The sequence below is a fragment of the Paenibacillus sp. LHD-38 genome (assembly GCF_031157315.1).
Classification (GTDB): Bacteria; Bacillota; Bacilli; order Paenibacillales; family Paenibacillaceae; genus Pristimantibacillus.
This window is the reverse complement of the sequence record NZ_JAVIFU010000065.1, coordinates 13,260-29,420: the sequence shown is the minus strand read 5'-3', so window position 1 is coordinate 29,420 and position 16,161 is coordinate 13,260. Positions and strand designations below refer to the sequence as shown.

General features: G+C 45.1%; 13 protein-coding genes and 1 pseudogene. 7 read left to right on the top strand and 7 right to left on the bottom strand.

Annotation, left to right across the window (positions count from 1 at the left end; translation table 11 throughout):
• Positions 1-434 precede the first annotated feature (434 nt).
• From RCO25_RS30995 to RCO25_RS30980, 4 genes are read right to left on the bottom strand one after another with little or no spacing between them, the layout of a single operon-like run.
• A complete protein-coding gene (locus RCO25_RS30995; RefSeq protein WP_308999936.1) occupies positions 435-1,124 on the bottom strand; it encodes a hypothetical protein in 690 nt (229 codons plus the stop codon).
• Positions 1,125-1,136: 12 nt separating this feature from the next.
• Positions 1,137-2,765, bottom strand: coding sequence for a site-specific integrase (locus RCO25_RS30990; RefSeq protein WP_308999935.1), 1,629 nt, complete (start codon positions 2,763-2,765; stop codon positions 1,137-1,139).
• Between the two features lie 15 nt (positions 2,766-2,780).
• Positions 2,781-5,294, bottom strand: coding sequence for a hypothetical protein (locus RCO25_RS30985; protein WP_308999934.1), 2,514 nt, complete (start codon positions 5,292-5,294; stop codon positions 2,781-2,783).
• 24 nt (positions 5,295-5,318) lie between these two features.
• Positions 5,319-6,491 (bottom strand): hypothetical protein, encoded by a 1,173-nt coding sequence (locus RCO25_RS30980; protein WP_308999933.1) that lies wholly within the window; start codon positions 6,489-6,491, stop codon positions 5,319-5,321.
• A gap of 332 nt (positions 6,492-6,823) precedes the next feature.
• Between RCO25_RS30980 and RCO25_RS30975 the strand changes: the two are divergent.
• Positions 6,824-7,696: pseudogene (locus RCO25_RS30975) on the top strand (AAA family ATPase); the annotation flags it as partial.
• Positions 7,697-7,776: 80 nt separating this feature from the next.
• On the opposite strand, the gene RCO25_RS30970 reads toward RCO25_RS30975, so the two are convergent.
• Both RCO25_RS30970 and RCO25_RS30965 read right to left on the bottom strand, forming a co-directional pair.
• Positions 7,777-8,862, bottom strand: a complete 1,086-nt coding sequence (locus tag RCO25_RS30970) for a copper resistance D family protein (RefSeq protein WP_308999932.1) — start codon at positions 8,860-8,862, stop codon at positions 7,777-7,779.
• Entirely contained in the window at positions 8,862-9,398 is a 537-nt protein-coding gene (locus tag RCO25_RS30965) for a copper resistance CopC family protein (protein ID WP_308999931.1), read from the bottom strand. Before RCO25_RS30965 ends, RCO25_RS30970 begins: the two co-directional genes overlap by 1 nt.
• Positions 9,399-9,773: 375 nt before the next feature.
• On the opposite strand from RCO25_RS30965, the gene RCO25_RS30960 reads away from it, so the two are divergent.
• Positions 9,774-11,114 (top strand): hemolysin family protein, encoded by a 1,341-nt coding sequence (locus RCO25_RS30960; protein ID WP_308999930.1) that lies wholly within the window; start codon positions 9,774-9,776, stop codon positions 11,112-11,114.
• A gap of 80 nt (positions 11,115-11,194) precedes the next feature.
• Here the strand turns inward: RCO25_RS30960 and mnmA are convergent, their stop codons facing one another.
• Positions 11,195-12,331: a tRNA 2-thiouridine(34) synthase MnmA gene (gene mnmA / locus RCO25_RS30955; protein WP_308999929.1), complete on the bottom strand. Its 1,137-nt coding sequence runs from the start codon at positions 12,329-12,331 to the stop codon at positions 11,195-11,197.
• Positions 12,332-12,532: 201 nt separating this feature from the next.
• Between mnmA and cymR the strand changes: the two genes are divergently transcribed.
• The 5 genes from cymR (at position 12,533) to RCO25_RS30930 (ending at position 16,111) form a co-directional block, all read left to right on the top strand.
• Positions 12,533-12,952 (top strand): cysteine metabolism transcriptional regulator CymR, encoded by a 420-nt coding sequence (gene cymR / locus RCO25_RS30950; RefSeq protein ID WP_053374835.1) that lies wholly within the window; start codon positions 12,533-12,535, stop codon positions 12,950-12,952.
• 13 nt (positions 12,953-12,965) lie between these two features.
• Entirely contained in the window at positions 12,966-14,120 is a 1,155-nt protein-coding gene (locus RCO25_RS30945; protein WP_308999928.1) for a cysteine desulfurase family protein, read from the top strand.
• 17 nt (positions 14,121-14,137) lie between these two features.
• Positions 14,138-14,674, top strand: a complete 537-nt coding sequence (locus RCO25_RS30940; RefSeq protein WP_308999927.1) for a PRC-barrel domain-containing protein — start codon at positions 14,138-14,140, stop codon at positions 14,672-14,674.
• Positions 14,675-14,687: 13 nt separating this feature from the next.
• Positions 14,688-14,885 carry a hypothetical protein gene (locus tag RCO25_RS30935; RefSeq protein WP_139990934.1) on the top strand — a complete coding sequence of 66 codons (198 nt, stop codon included), beginning with the start codon at positions 14,688-14,690 and terminating at the stop codon, positions 14,883-14,885.
• A gap of 155 nt (positions 14,886-15,040) precedes the next feature.
• Positions 15,041-16,111 carry an AI-2E family transporter gene (locus tag RCO25_RS30930; RefSeq protein WP_308999926.1) on the top strand — a complete coding sequence of 357 codons (1,071 nt, stop codon included), beginning with the start codon at positions 15,041-15,043 and terminating at the stop codon, positions 16,109-16,111.
• The last annotated feature ends 50 nt before the right edge of the window (positions 16,112-16,161 follow it).

Sequence of the window (16,161 nt, the reverse complement as noted above, 5' to 3'; positions counted from 1 at the left end):
TAGAAGAGGAAGTTTGGCTCAATCCAGAACGAGCGAAGCTTATTCAAGCTGAAGAAAATTCATGAAACTAAACCACTTCTATTTTTGAGGAATCACGACAACTACCTTGACAATTACCGAGTTCAAGCACCAACATTAGTTTGGTTGGTGCATTTCTTCCCCACATAATGACAATTGAGGATTGTCTATTGCGTGTCTACGAATCGCATTGATACTATTCGTAGCACTCCCACCATCTCCATTTGAAGATTTGTCTGAAATTGAGGATATTGCTAAATATTCGGTATTAATGGAGAGGTAAGATATTTCAATTATGTAGGTTGGTTTGAATTAGTAAGGCGGGATAATTGTGAATTTGTTGGATAATGATTTGCGATTACATCCCATCATTATATCTGATGATATATCACCAAAATCAAAAATAGCGCCATGCGCTATTTTTGTTTTTTTCCTTTCCATAAAGCAAGGCCTTTGCTTTCTTTGTTTGGCTGCTGAGGTTCTTCGCTAACTTGATCGTCAAATGTGGAGCTTAACCAATGATCCAGGTTTTTCATTGCGCTTTTGTTTCTCGCGTTAGCGTTTATGGAAATTTGATTAACAAGGCCGTATTTCTCTTGATATTCTTGCGATAGACTGTGTTGCGCCATTTGCAGCGTGTGTTGTTCGTAAAATGATATCGTCTCTTTCAAGGTTTGAATCGCGACCTGGAGATCAGCTTTATCCCGCCGCAATTTTTCTTCTCGGCTCAAAGATTCATGCAGCATGATTTCAAGAGGACGAAGATGTTCAAGAAGGCGGGGGTGATTTTTGCCATGTCTCTGGACGATATCGGCAACATTAGGAATGTTGAATTTCAACGTGTCATTGTTAGCCAAGTTGGACGGCATAAATTCGTTTGCCTCATCAATAAACGATTTGCCATATGTGCGCCATACATCTTTGTTAAAAAGAGGATATTTGCCGCTATCAAGCTCGTTCATTTGTTGTGAGAAACGAACCATATCGGCCACCTTAACAATGCCACAATAAGGTTCCTTTTCTTTATATAGCTCAACCAAATACTTAAGCAACGATAACGTTTCAGGCGTGTTGTATTTTGTTGGTCTACCTGCGGTTTTCAACATATCTCACCTCTTTTAATCTTCAAAATCATCGACATAAGAGTAAAGTTTGGCCAAATCAACCATGTCACCTTGAAGTAGCTTAGCTTCCCTGGAAAGATTCTCTTGGTCCGATAGGGAGTATTCGTTATTTGATAAGTCGTACTCCATTTCGTTTCTTAATTTCTCCATGAATGCGATACGATCGTTAATGTTTTTCTCTTTAATCGCGGCGCGATTTCTAATCTCGGATTCATGTAACTTAAATTCCTCACGAGATACCCACCACTTGGAACAGAATTGGCAAAGATCTGACTCGCACGCCATGTTAGGGTCGGTGCAATATCCAACATCCATTTCTTTAAGATAGGCAAACTGTTGCCTATCTTTTAAGAAGTTTCGTCCAACGTGCTCCAGTTCGATGTTTGAAATCGAAGATAGACCTTTGATACGTTCGTATCGAAATAGCCTGGATAAGTGATACACTTTAGAATCCGCAAAATATTTCATGTGCTGCTGGTAATGATATTGTGATTCAATGCTTCGGTGACCACCGATCCGCGCAATTGACAGCGCGTTAAATCCTTGTAGCATCATAGAACAAAAAGCGAAATGGCGCGTATCGCCTGGTCTGACCTGCTCTAAATCCTCGTATCCATACTTCTTTTTAACGATCCGTTCATAATACGAAAGCAATAAACGATCTAGATTGTTATAGTGAAAACGATAGGAATTGAAATTCAGATTTCTCTTCCCACCGTTAACATTGATGGACTTAGAGTAGGCACGATAAGAAATCAGGGTTTTTGTTTCTCCAAACGAGTTAGTTAAATTGATGTAGTCCTGTACCATTTTGTAGATATCGCGATTGATTTCCAACGTATCAACGAGTTCAACTAATCGCATGGTGGCTTTTTGTTTTTTGCGAGGAACTGTTATATAGAAGCTGCTATTTTTCCGTGTTAGACAATCGCGTTTGATAGCGCAGAACTCTTTCGGGCGCAAGGGGATTATGTTCGTAATTTTCCACCACAAGACGATGGGGTAGAACAGTAAACGTTCATGTTCATTCCACTCGCTCATAAAACGTTCCAGGACGGAACCAAAAATTAAAACATCTCGAAAAGCGGGAAGATCGCGTGTGTTTTTGTTAGATGATGACTTCCGATAGATATCGTTAAGTTGGTTCAGGTACAATTCCTTATATTCTAACTCGGAGTAGTCTAAAAAGTTCATTAGCGTCCTTAATGTAACATTTCTCATATTTTCTGTTAGATCATTCACAAGGAAGTAAATCAGGTTATCGACGCATTCCTCGGCAAATGACTGCGTCAGATTAACTATTTTCGGGATATAGCCGTAGGAGTGGCTAAGTGTTTTTGCTTGGATTTCCAACAATCTCTCACTTGACCAACACTTCAGCATTGTTGTGACCTCGATAAAATGCATGATCTCAGAGAAATCGACCTTACACACTGTCATAGATTCATCTATGTAAAATGTCCAAGTGAAGTCCTCGAATTCCCCAGAAGCCATAACGCCATCGGCTTTGAGTCGTTTAATAATCACTTTAGCTTCTTTGATGCTATATTTATTTTCAAAGAAGCTGTCCGACAGGGTGTTAAAGTAACTCGTTTGATTTCGTTTTAGTGCTCCTACACTCACGATGCCACCGCCTTTCTAATTTATTAATGCTAACTCGGCTTCCAGTCCCTGCTCTCCGCCTTCGAAAAAAGTCCATGTCAAGTCTTCGCCGAACTCAGACAATGCTTGTGTAAGTAAATCAAGTGAGAGCGAAAGAGAGTTGAAATATTTTTCTTTCGAACCGTCCGTGCGCGCTTCACGATATTTTTCCATAGTACCTCTGATGTCTGAAGCCAGCGCATTTAGCGCGTACATGTTGGGGATTGCATAAGCGCACGTGGTGCACTTATAGTCTCTTGAGGGTTTGTGGCAAGAGGGATAGCTGAAACATTGAATGTGCTGCTGCTTCGATGGCATCTCGTTTAAATAAAGTTTGCGGATATATTCAAAAGCTTCAGCTTTATCCATCGACTTGATCTTGATGATGATGGTTTGTTTCTCGTTTTCAATGGCTTGTAAGAAAGAAGAAAAGCCTTCCGTAACTTCAGCACTCCATTTACGCTTGATCTGAACAATTCGGTTGGTTCTTTCTTCAAGGGCGTTATTGGGTTCATAACCGTTTTCTGAACTCAGGACATCTATCAGTTGATCATAGATGTAGCCGAATTCGCCGCGGTCAAAAAGGTTCCTGGTTAGGTGGCCCATATCTACGTCGGATGACAGGATGTAATCCTTTGTAATGTCGGTAGCGTGATTTCGCATTCTCTGGATCAACTCAAAAGCGGAGTTACCTTTGCCCTCACGTTTTTGAATAGAATAAAATAGGTGCGTCATTAGGGATCGATTCATTTTAAGGCTTCGAAACTTGAAGCCATTTTTGAAAAAGCGTTCAAAGATGGTATCGGGAATGATGTCTTTTTTACTTGTGGTTGATATTAAAAACGGTCGATTGGTATCCCTGCGGTGAAATTCGCAGATCGAGAGCGCAGTTGCCATGGGGACAGCCAGGTTTTTGTTGCAGAAGAAGTGTCGTTTCATACCCGTTTTTGAAATGCTCAGTTCAAAATGACCCAATTGATTGATGATTTTTTGAGCTTGAGTTTCAGAGAGCCTGCAATCTTGAAACCATCTGAGTTCGGTAATACCTCCAGTCTCGGGGAATACAGGAGGGATTTGCATTACATCGCTATGCCGCCAAGCGTTCGTTAGATGGACCAGTATATAAAGCCATGCTGAAGCGTAGTAGCAGTCTTTAATCGCGTCATGCAAATGGTTTTCAACGCAAGAGGCGACTGTAAACACTTGAACGAATTCTTCGAAACTGTAAATTTCTTTATCTTTTTGTGCCAGAGGCTGTGTGCTTGGCCTGATTACATACCGCAAATCGTACTTACAAAGCGCCTTTTCTGAAACAAATTTCAAAAAATCGTAAACATACCGCCCTTTGTAGTAATGACGTGTTTCGTGTTCGATTAACCCATTTGCGTCATCAGTTGTAAGTAAATGAACGGGTATATCGGGTTTATATGTAAGTACCTTTTCCATAATAGACAAAAATTCTCTCGCGTATTTGAATTTGGATTTGTTGCTGGCGTTGGAAAGGGAAAGTTCGCGTAGGGCATATTTGATGAACCATTCTTTCGTTGGCGAAGAATCAATAGTGTAGGGAATATTGTTAACGCTAATTCTGAAAAAGTCACTCGCATCAGCAGGCATCGCGTTGCCAAGTTTTTTTACATGCGCGTCTTTCCGAGAGTCGTTGTATGCATGGACGCTTTCTTTTAAGAACAGCACCTGAGCTTGAAAAGCAAATGCCCTTGCGATTGGAGGGCAGGGAATTGACACAATGGAGGTAACTGGATTGATTACCTTAAGTCCAAGGTATTCCTTCGCTTCTATCGGAGTGTAATATTTCTGGCGTAACATTTGGAGATCATTACGTACACGTTCAGCTTCGGAGGTAGGAATCATTTTTTTGCCGCTAAACTCTAAAACTCCGTTGAATATACTATCTGCTTTATATCGATTGAAAACCCTAACAGGTATGCCAGTTATTTTACTTACCTCTTCCGTCGTGAGAAAATCATTCAATTGTACCTTTTCAAACGCGGTTTTCAAGTAGTATCTCTTAGTTAGCTTGATATAAGGTACCTTGTACTCTCGCAGTCGATATCGCAATTCTTCATTTGTTCCATTAAAACTACGCTGAGCTTCCGATGCTTCAACATAATCGGTTGTCAACAGGTCAGTAAAGCGGCGAAACGATGATTTGGAAACCCATAGTGCGTTAAATCGAATGGTGTATCCCTCAAGTTCGATCACATCGATAAGCTTGATATCGCGAAACTGGTTAATCTTTTCTATTATTTTTGCCTCTGTTTTAAACGCACTGCGGGAATAACCAAGAGCTTTAAAGAAGTCAGTAGCGGGCATGTAATCGTCTATTATTCTGATTTCAAACTGTCTGTGTTGCTCGGCCGATTCCTTTAATATTCTTTCCATAGAACCGTCAAAAGCCGTCCTTAACACACCAAGTTTGATTAAATTGGCAATCTTTTCTGTAGACCATCCATAATCGATTTTGATGGAATTTCTGCTTATAAACTCCATTGTTCCACCCGCCTATACTAATTTTTATAGCGAGAATATATCTTCCAATCCACGATTAATTTCTTCTTGAACCCTTAAAGTTGACATGTATTTTAATGCGGCGTCGATTGTACTATCGCCGCGAAGCGCGGCCAATTCCTGAGGGGTTTTCGCAACAAACCTGGCAGCAATATTTGTAAAAATGCCGCGCCCAATGTGCGTTCCCCACGTGTATTTATTCAAATAGCTCAAATGCGGGGATTTTAACTGTTCTAGGCGCTTTATGAAAGCCTTTTTCACTTTCATAAAACGTTTTTCATAAGTCGCGCCGCTCATCGAGTTGCCATCATCATCGATAAAAAGTGGATCGCTATTTTTAGAACGAGAGTTTGCCGCTAACCATTGGAGATGGCGTTTATATAACGCAGGTAACATCGGAGCGAACAAAATTGTTTGAGGTCGTGGTTTCTTTACGCAGTTCTTTGCTGCATCACGAATTCTCACAAAGAGTTCAGGTCGATCCTTCACTTCTACGGTCATTGCACTGCTGCCGTACGCACCTACTGCTTGAATGCTACCACCATTTAAATTTACAACCTCGCCTCTTCTGAGCCCGCCAAAAAATTGAAAATAGATACCAAAAACAATGTCTGGCGCTACATGGCACGCGGTTTCCAAGAAAAGTTGTACCAACTCCAGGTCAGGAAAGTCGGTTATTTTACTTTGAAGCAAACTTGGGGTTGGCATTGACAAGCCCTCGCTAGAGAACGGTGATTCCAATGCACCGTTTATGCCCTTTTTCAAAGGCATGAGATTTTTAGCAATCTGCCTGCGTTGAAGAAAATCGTAAAACTCAGTCAGGTACCGTTCCGCGGCTTTCATTGTAACCCTTTTATTTTGTTTGACCTCGCTTAAATAATTTATGTATTCTACACCATGCTTAATTTGAAGGTGCTCAAAGGAGTTCAATCCATATATCGCGTGATTTTCGATAAAGAGCCAATTCAAAAATCGTTTAATCGTCTCGGCAGGCGCTTTCTGTGTATTGTAATTGTCTTTCGACCCATAAACAGAGCGAATGAAATCTGTTAAGGGATGGACCGTAAATACGCCTTTTCGAAGGTCCTCTACAACTATAGTTGCGTATCGTTGCACGTTGTTTCGCATCGTAACTTGTGCTTCCTTTACGACAAATCGAAAATTCTTACGTTCCGCCATCCCAAACACTCCTTTTATAGAACATGTCTAAAGACTTGATTTCTCGATGTGATTATCAACAACAATAGTTCGTGTAGTCATAAATTCCGTTGGGTGCCCTGTTAGTACATTGATTCATTTACTACGTGCCTCATACTTCTACTTCGTGCTTATTGAACATGTTGGAGCCGCTAAGCCCCCCACCCCTACTTCTTCTTCATCCTTCATTAATTTTCCTCCTAAATTAGAAGGAAGTGGAAAAAAAATAGAATTAACAAAGCCTTACGTGGTATAGTGTAATCAGAGATAATCTCATTAGAAGTAATAATTCCTCATAAAATTATATATATAAGACGGAAAATCCCTTTCATCATGTGAACGGGGCGCTATTGTCGCGTTCGACACTGTTTCAACTGGAGGCGCTAGGCGAAGAGCATGCCTACGAGGCCATGAGAAGGGCATTGGCCGATCGGGAGCGCGGTTTAGGCTTCATGGATTTGCAAGCAGATGAGGACGCGCTGCGGCATATTGCCTCGATGGCTGGCGGTGACATACGCAGAGCGCTTAATGCGCTGGAGCTCGCCGCGGTGACGACGCCATCGGAGATGGACGGATCTGTGCGGTTAACGCTTGAGGTTGCGCAGGAGTCCATACGAAAGCCTTCGATACGCGCCGACCTGTCCACACAATATGACGTATTATCGGCATTTCACAAGAGCGTACGCGGTTCGAGCGATGCCGCGCTCTTCTGGTTTTTGTACGCGGTCGAGAAGCTGGGCATGGACCCGATGACCTTCATCAGGAGGCTGATCGTGGCATGCAGCGAGGATATTGGCCTTGCCAATCCTCAGGCGATGATCCAAGCGGTTACCGCCATGGATGCTTACCATAAGATCGGCTGGCCGGAAGCGAAATACAACATATCGCAGGCGATTTTATTTGCGGTGGAGAGTCCGAAATCGAACGCGACGGCAATCGCGATTGGCAATGCTGAGGCGGCAATTGAACGCGCGGGAGGTGCGGAGGTGCCGCTGCATCTGCGGGATACCCACTATAAGGGCGCGCAGCAGCTTGGCCATGAGGGGTACCAGTATCCGCATAACTTCCCGAACCATTATGTAAAGCAGCAGTATTTGCCTAACACGCTTGGGAGCATGACTTTCTACAAGGCAACCGAACAGGGCATGGAAGATAAAATCAAGCAAAATCAGCAGAAACGAAAGTAGCAAATCGGCAATAGAAACAAGAAAGGCTGCCCTTGGCGATCACTCGCGGGCAGCCTTTCTTTGCATGGACATGACATTGGTTAAGCAATTGAAAACATAAGGCCGTAATAACCGAACACCGCAGTTAATATTCCCATTATAAAAGCGGGGATCAGTTTGTTGGTACGGTACATCCATAGGAGTCCAACAGCCATAAGCAGCGCCGCGGCAAACATAAGCAAACTCTCCATGTGAAGCGTGAATTTCAGCGCGATATCAGGGCTGAAGCTGCCTTTGTAAACAGTTGTGAACAAAGGTGATGGAGAAACGGTTTGCAAGGTTTCTTTTACCGTATGCGGCGGTGTCTGTTGTCCAAGCACGCCTGTAGCGGCAAGCACGAGCAGCGCAATGACACTCTCTGCCTTCAGCCATCTTCTCGGATTGAAGGATGGATTGCTTTTTGCTGCTTTTTTGTATCCGAAGCCGTTGGAGTAGGCAAAAAGGAGCAAAGGCAAAATTAATAAATGTTTAATCAGCAGCATCTGACCGTAGGGAAGCATCCAGGCATTCACGTATTCAGGCGTCGTGAACGACATGAGGATAAAGCCTGCTAACAGCGTTAGAATGACGGAAATGATCGCAACAGGCGAGAACCAGCGCAGAAACGCATGCCAGTTGGCGTCGTCTTTGGCAAACCAGCTGGTTACGAACAATATCCCGATCCACACGCTAACCGCGAGAAAATGGGTAGCATGCGTGAGTAATCCTCTAAATCCGTAAAGCGATGAAGCGTGTCCCGCATAGCCTAACCAAACAATAAGCAAAAAAGTAACAAACAACGCGACCTTAGGCATATGCTTGTCGCCCCGGAAAGCCTTAAGCCCAAGTAAAAATGCGAGTCCAGCAGAACCGATCGCTGTCCACAGCCAGGCTTTTCCCGTATTGATATCGAGTAATATGCTTTTAAGGATAGAACCGTAGGTCATGTCGAAATCCTTGCCGAAGACAAGGGCTAAGTTATGAATTGGAACATACGACAGTATCGGTATCGCAATTGCGCATGCAAGCAGCAAGCCATTCGGCACATGAACCGTGGGCCTTCTATCATCAGGCACGAGGCGCAGCAGCAAGGAACCCGTTAAAATTGCGAAGCAAATGTATAAAAGGCCTTCGCTGATGTAAATCATTATTTGCGCCTCCGCATGAACAACGCGATTGCAGCTGCTGCAATAATCGCGCCTATGATGATTGCCGGGGTATAGTTTGTACTGTCACGTTCAGTCGTGGATGAAGGATTGCCCTTTCCCTCATTCGTGCCCGTATCAGGTTCTGCGGATGCCTCAGGCTCTGGAGAAGTCTCTTCCGTTGCGGCAGGCGCTTCAAGCGTAAAGGAATAATCGCCTTCAACAGAGTGGCCGTCTGCACCGATAATAACCCATTTAACCGTGTAAATGCCATTAGTCAGCGGAGTTGGCACAGTACCGCTCATCGTCATACCTTCGACTGCTACTTTATCCTTTTCCATTTCCTCGCCGGCGGCATTTACGATTTTGAAATTGCTCAGATTCTCAATCTTGGTGTTGAAGGTCAGCTCTATTCGCTCAGGCGAAGCAGTGATCGTCGCATCCTGCGCGGGCACGGCGTTTTCCAGTTTGGAATGGGCTAAAGCAACACTTGGCAAGAGCCATAGTGCGGCAAGACATATTAGTAATATTCGTTTCATTTGAGAACCTCCTGCATGTTTTAGTGAAAAGTTTGCATCGTAAGCTGATTGCATTATAACAGATTCTTTGAAGCATTCGCTTCACATTAAATGATCAATTCGTTGCGGCTTTATGAACATTTGTTGAAGTCTGTTTCCGCAGCAGCATAAAAATTACGGGCAGCAGCCGGAAATCCGTGTATTAAGGCCAGCCTATGACGAATACAAATAATTACAGTCTTGAAAATGGCTTACCCTGCGGCTTTACCGTTTGACACGGCGGCTTGGCATCTAGGAGAGCTCTCACATTACACAAAGATCGCCGTATCTTTGTTCCAAAAGGAGGTGCGCCTGTCATCGCAATTTGCCCGCCTTATTGCGGAGGACAGGAATCTGTTGAATGACCCCATGCCGATTAGTTTGTCCCTGCTGCTTATTTTTTTGTTCGTCTTTATGAACGGTTTTTTTGTTGCAGCCGAGTTTGCGATGGTGAAGGTCAGAGGGAGCCGTATCGATACGCTTGCCTCCGAAGGCCATTCACGCGCGAGGCTCGCAACTCATTTGACGGGAAATTTAGACGCCTATTTGTCAGCATGTCAGCTTGGCATTACGCTTGCCTCGCTTGGGCTTGGATGGATCGGAGAACCGGCTATTGCAAGAGTAATCGAGCCTTTTTTTGGTTATATCGGCATTCGCAACGAGGTGTTCATTCGTACGTTATCCTTTATACTGGCGTTTACCTTCATAACGGTGCTTCATATCGTTCTCGGGGAGCTGGCGCCCAAGACGGTAGCCATCCGCAAAGCCGAATCCGTTACGCTGTTAACCGCGACGCCGCTTATATGCTTTTATAAGCTGATGTATCCTTTCATTTGGGTGCTGAACGGGATGGCCAATCAACTGCTTCGAAGGATAGGGATTGAGCCGGCGACTGAAAAGGATTCCGCGCACACGGAAGATGAAATTCGCATTTTGATGAAGGAGAGCCATAAAAACGGATTAATTGATAATACCGAGCTGATGCTCGTAGACAATATTTTTGATTTTGCGGAAACGAATGCTCGTGAAATCATGATTCCCCGTACGGAGATGATTTGCCTCAATACAAGCCACACGTTGGCTGAAAATAAAAAACTTGCGCTGGAACAAATGCTGACGCGTTATCCGGTATGCGAAAATGACAAGGATAACATTATCGGCTTTGTGCACATCAAGGATTTGTTGAAGGATACGCTGCAGAGCCTTCATGACATTAGGCAAATTACAAGGCCTATAACTACCGTGCCCGAATCCATGCAGATAAGCACGCTGCTCAAGCTGATGCAAAAACGGCGATCACAAATTGCAATTTTGATTGATGAATACGGCGGCACCTCCGGGCTGGTAACATTGGAGGACATCATGGAGGAAATCGTCGGAGAAATTCAAGACGAATTTGACGAGGAGCGGGAACCGCTGGAACGAAAGGATGACGATACATTCTCCGTCAGCGGCTTGATGTTAATTGAGGAGGTCAACAGCTTTTTTGGCCTTGATATCGAGACGGATGATTACGATACAATCGGAGGATGGATCTATTCGAAAATCGAAATACCTCCGGTTAATAACCAACGGGTCAATTACGGGGGCGCATTCGAATTCATTATTGAGGAAACGGATCATCTGCGTATTTCCCGCCTGCTTATTCGAAGAATCGATGAACGAAGAGCAGGACAGGAGGGGCAGCATTTCGGATGATTAAGATGCTTATGGAACAAGAAAAGGCTGCTTAGCACATCGTTGAATGTGCTAAGCAGCCTTATTTGGTGCTTAAATGATTATGCTTGCTTGGCATGAGCCGAGGCAGCATCGATTTTTTGCACCGTTTCGATCGTGCCGCCTCCAAGACAAACCTCTCCGTCATAGAGCACGACAGCTTGTCCTGGTGTAATTGCCTTTTGCGGTTTATCAAAAACGATATGAGCCGTTCCATCCTCGAAGGCCGTTACGCTTACGCCTTGATCGGGCTGGCGGTAACGGAATTTAGCGGTACAGCGGATGGTTTCATTGCTGTGACCCGCTGGGACGATCCAGTTCATGCCGCTAGCCGTTAAGCTCTCGGAGTAAAGGCTTGGATGCTGCTCGCCCTGCACGACATACAGGATATTACGCTCCAAATCCTTGTCGGCAACGAACCATGGCTCGCCTGAGCCTGATCCACCGATACCGAGTCCTTGCCGCTGGCCGAGCGTATAATACATCAAACCGTCGTGACGGCCTTTCTTCTCGCCGCTTTGGATATCGATCATGTCGCCTGCTTGCGCCGGCAAATACCCGCTTAGGAAGGTTTTGAAGTTTCGCTCGCCAATGAAGCAAACGCCGGTGCTGTCTTTCTTCTTAGCCGTATATAAGCCGGCTTCCTCCGCGATGCGGCGCACCTCGGGTTTGGGAAGATGCCCGATTGGAAACATTGCTTTCGCCAGCTGCTTCTGGCTTAGAGCGCTAAGGAAATAGGTTTGATCCTTATTCGAATCGACGCCGCGCAGCAGCCTCGTCACACCGTCCTCCGTGCGCTCGACCTGAGCATAATGGCCAGTGGCCAAATAATCGGCGCCGAGCTCCATCGCACGCTGCAAGAAATCGCCGAATTTAATTTCGCGGTTGCACATCACATCGGGGTTAGGCGTACGTCCGCGCTTGTATTCATCCAAGAAATAAGTGAATACCTTGTCAAAGTATTGCCGTTCAAAATTAACGGTATAGTAGGGGATGCCGATTTGCTCGCATACGCGGCGAACGTCTTCCGAGTCTTCTTCCGCCGTGCAATGACCGAATTCATCGGTATCATCCCAGTTTTTCATAAAAATGCCGACAACGTCATAGCCTTGCTGCTTCAGCAGCAGTGCGGTGACGGAGGAATCGACGCCGCCTGACATGCCGACGACAACTCTTGTCGAAGCTTTTGGTTTCTCCATTGTAAACACCACCTTGCTCGAATCAAACAACTATTATTGTAACATAGGATGCAAACTTTTTCATGAAGTAGTCAAGCTTTTTGCACACGGCGCTCGCGTGATATGTTAACATATAAGTGAAATGGGAATACAGAGATTTAACAGCAAATAAAGCAGACTCATGAATGAACCACTATAAAAACAAATAAAAGAGGTGCCACTTTGAAAATATCGACGAAGGGCCGTTATGGCTTAACCATTATGATGGAGCTTGCGGCTAAATTTGGCGAAGGCCCGACTTCTCTCAAAAGCATTGCTGAGCGAAATCAGCTTTCCGAGCACTACTTGGAGCAATTAGTAGCACCACTTCGCAATGCAGGACTCGTAAAAAGTATCCGTGGAGCTTACGGCGGCTATATTTTATCGAAGGATCCGGAAACCATCACATCCGGCGACATCATCCGCATTCTTGAAGGACCTATCTCGCCTGTTGACTTTACGGAAGAGGACGACCCGGCTAAACGTCAACTATGGCTAAGAATCCGCGACAGCATCGCGGAGGTTCTCGATTCGACGACACTTGCTGACCTTATCAATTTTGAAGATGAAGGCAAACCTGATAGCTACATGTTCTACATCTAAAGGAAGCTGACCTATGAAAAATCATTATTTTGACCATGCCGCTACTACGCCCATGCATCCGAACGTCGCCAAAGCGATGCTTGAGGTCATGCAGGGACCTGGCGGCAATTCGTCCAGCATGCATGCATTCGGAAGAGATGCTAAGCAGCGGTTAAACCGATCCCGCGATTTAATCTCGGCAGCAATCGGCTGCAAGCCGGCTGAGCTGCTGTTTACCTCAGGCGGAACCGAAAGCGATAACGCAGCATTGATCGGCGCTGCCAGAGCGCAGCGCAAACGCGGGAAAACGCATATTATTACTTCAGCAGGTGAGCATCATGCTGTTTTGCATACATGTGAATGGCTTGCCAAAGAAGAAGGCTTTACCTTGACGGTGCTGTCAGTTGACCAAGATGGCCTTACAGCGCCAGAGCAGGTCCAAGCAGCAATAACAGCAGAAACGGGCCTAATCAGCATCATGCACGGAAATAACGAAGTAGGTACGATTCAGCCAATTGAAGAAATCGGACGGATCGCTAAAGAGAACGGCGTGATTTTTCATGTGGATGCCGTTCAAACCTTAGGCTGGTTCGACTATCGGCTCAGTGAGCTGCCGGTAGATCTGATGAGCTTCTCATCACATAAGATTAACGGCCCGCAAGGGGTGGGCGCACTGTATGTAACTGCCGGTACGCCTTTAGAAGCTCTCCAGCACGGCGGATCCCAGGAGAGAAAGCGCCGGGCGGGTACTGAGAATATTGCAGGAATCGTTGGCTTTGCCGCTGCTGTTGACATTTGTGTGAACGAACGGGAAAAAAAGCAACTTTATATGGACGAGCTTCGTAAGAGATGGGTAGAACTGCTTCATGAGCATGTTCAGGTGCCTATCGTTATAAATGGCAGCAAGCATAAGCATTTGCCCCATATCATTAATGTCAGCTTTATCGGTGTCGATACCGAAACGATGCTGATGAATCTAGATATGGAGGGCATTGCGGCTGCCAGCGGCTCGGCCTGCACCTCGGGGGCGCTTGAGAGGTCCCATGTACTGAGGGCGATGCAATTGTCCGAGGAACAAATTCAATCCGCTGTAAGATTTAGCTTCGGTTTGGGGAATACTTTGGAGGAATTAGAAGATGCCGCACAGAAAGTTGGAACAATCGTGAGGCGTATTCGTAATAACTACTAGGAGGACTCCGATTAAGCGTGATTAAACTTCAACGGCTTATTGGACTTCCCGTAATCGTCATCCATTCCGGAAAACTAGTTGGAACCGTCAAGGATGCTTGGTTCGATGAGCATTGGCAGCTAAAGGGCCTGATACTCGATTGTGCCAAATGGTTTGCTTCAAGTGTGAAAATAGTGGAGTGGTCCCACGTTGTTTCTTGCGGTGAGGACACCGTTATTATAGCAAGTGAGGCAGCGATCGTTCGGATGAAGTCGAAGCAATTGCTGCGTTCTTTTTACACTGGATTAACTAAATTAAAGGATTTGCCCGTCGTAACGGTTCAAGGCATTCAGCTTGGTCGAGTGTCGGATGTTTATTTTTACCCAAAAGAGGGTACACAAATAGTAGGCTACGAGCTTACGGACGGTTTTGTTTCGGATCTGATGGAAGGGCGCAGATGGCTGAGAGCGCCGAGTGATCCGGATAGCGTATTGCTCGGGGAAGACGCGATCATTGTTCCTGCTGTCAGTGAAGCGGAATTGGAGCCTGTCGCAGCTTCCAATTTCAGAGGATAGGGAGAAATGAAAGATGATGAGATGTCCGAATTGTAATTCGAAAGATATCGGAAAGATCGGTTCCCACCAGTTTTACTGCTGGGGCTGCTTCATTGAACTGACGGTTAACGGCGAAAAAATGTCGGTTTACCAAGTTGAAGAAGATGGCACGTTAAGCTCGCTTGACGACTTGTTTTTTGAAGAGGAAATAACGCAGGTACACGTCAACTGACGTGCTTCTCCATAAAGATGAATGCCAAAAGACGGTCACTGGCCGTCTTTTTTTTGCTGTTAACGGATGATTTCTACCGCTTGTACATATACTGAACTAGTTCCGCTTGTCTTGTGTAAAGCAAGCCGGAAAAAGAAGGTTCGGGGGTGAGGACGGTGGAGCGCTTTACAAAGAACCGTCTGTTCGTATGGCTTGTTTATTTTATTTTAGGCTTGCTCGCCATTTATCTCTTGCTGCTGATTAAGCCGTTGATCGTGAGTATATATGTTTTTGTCAGAGCTGTACTCGCTCCGTTTATTATTGCGATGATCATATCGTATGTATTGAATCCTATCGTTACCATGCTGCATGAACGGAAGGTTCCGCGGACGATTGCCGTGCTGCTTATTTACGCCGTATTTTGCGCAGCGATTACAGTTCTGCTCGTGAATCTGATTCCAATGTTCATTGAACAGGTGCAGGAATTGAACCACCATGTACCGGAGCTGTCTATGCGAGCGCAAGATATCGTGACGGATATAAATAATACATCGTTTTTGCCGGAAAGCATCCGCAGCGGGTTAAATAAGTCGCTCATGCATATGGAGAAAAAGTTGTCCGAAAGCCTGTTTAATTTTGTGAACAACATTGGCTCGATGGTCAATACCGTGTTCATCACGTTCATTATTCCTTTCCTCGCCTTCTACATATTGAAGGATTTTGATGTATTTGAGCGGACGGTTATTACATACGTTCCTAAATCCCATCGCAAAAACACGGTCAGATTGCTGAAGGATATTGATACGGCGCTTGGCAGCTATATACGCGGCCAATTCCTGGTCTGTGTCATCGTAGGCGTTCTCGCTTACTTCGGGTACTTGTTTATCGGTATGCCTTATGCGCTTCTTCTGGCGGGCATCGTTGCTATTACGAACGTGATTCCTTATTTAGGGCCATTCTTTGGAGCAGCGCCTGCGCTTCTGATGGCATCAACCGTTTCATTAAAAATGGTCATTCTTGTGGCGGTGGTCAATACGCTATGCCAAATCCTCGAGGGAAACGTCATTTCCCCGCAGGTTGTAGGTCGTACGCTTCATATGCATCCGTTATCGATCATTTTTGCCTTATTGGTTGGTGGCGAGATTGCGGGAATCGTCGGTATGATTTTGGCTGTTCCGATTTTTGCGGCTTGCAAGGTCATCATCCAGCATATGTTTGCCTATTACGTGCGGAGAAAGATTATTTGACAGGCAGAGAGGGTGTAGCTATAATTTTAAAATAATCAAGTGTCAAATAT

Bases quoted from the DNA above. Each gene is read 5' to 3' on its own strand.
- RCO25_RS30995 (WP_308999936.1), bottom strand. From the start codon at position 1,124: ATGTTGAAAACCGCAGGTAGACCAACAAAATACAACACGCCTGAAACG.
- RCO25_RS30985 (WP_308999934.1), bottom strand. From the start codon at position 5,294: ATGGAGTTTATAAGCAGAAATTCCATCAAAATCGATTATGGATGGTCT.
- RCO25_RS30980 (WP_308999933.1), bottom strand. From the start codon at position 6,491: ATGGCGGAACGTAAGAATTTTCGATTTGTCGTAAAGGAAGCACAAGTT.
- RCO25_RS30970 (WP_308999932.1), bottom strand. From the start codon at position 8,862: ATGATTTACATCAGCGAAGGCCTTTTATACATTTGCTTCGCAATTTTA.
- RCO25_RS30965 (WP_308999931.1), bottom strand. From the start codon at position 9,398: ATGAAACGAATATTACTAATATGTCTTGCCGCACTATGGCTCTTGCCA.
- mnmA (WP_308999929.1), bottom strand. From the start codon at position 12,331: ATGGAGAAACCAAAAGCTTCGACAAGAGTTGTCGTCGGCATGTCAGGC.
- RCO25_RS30945 (WP_308999928.1), top strand. From the start codon at position 12,966: ATGAAAAATCATTATTTTGACCATGCCGCTACTACGCCCATGCATCCG.
- RCO25_RS30935 (WP_139990934.1), top strand. From the start codon at position 14,688: ATGATGAGATGTCCGAATTGTAATTCGAAAGATATCGGAAAGATCGGT.